Here is a 346-nt window from a genome sequence, read left to right as displayed (position 1 = left end):
TTTTGCTTCACCTCTATTTTCAGAAGCCACTAGCATAATCCATATTCAAATCACACTCTCCCCCGGTGTTCATTGATGGAGGAGTCTCTTTGGAACCGATTTGTACTTGGAGCATAAACCACTAAAAATATATAATTAACAACAAGAACAGTTAACAAATGATCCCACCACCAAACATCAAAGGCTTCTCTTATCAAAAAAGCAAACAAGAATATGCTAAAAGATGTGTAGTGCTTACTGATTACAGCACCTCCTGTCTTTATTGCCATTGAAAGATTATTAATTCCCGCCTTCACAAGATAGAGAATGAATGCAACATATATAAGCAAACCTATAACCCCATGTT

At 36.4% G+C, this 346-nt stretch carries 1 protein-coding gene; it reads right to left on the bottom strand.

Annotated elements, in window-relative coordinates:
• Positions 1-50 precede the first annotated feature (50 nt).
• A partial coding sequence (locus A3714_RS18190) for a hypothetical protein (protein WP_231867820.1) occupies positions 51-346 on the bottom strand: 296 nt, incomplete at its 5' end.

The organism is Alcanivorax sp. HI0007 (assembly GCF_001635525.1).
Classification (GTDB): Bacteria; Pseudomonadota; Gammaproteobacteria; order Pseudomonadales; family Alcanivoracaceae; genus Alcanivorax.
Note: the sequence above shows the minus strand (reverse complement) of the source record. Positions and strands in the feature narration are given on the sequence as shown.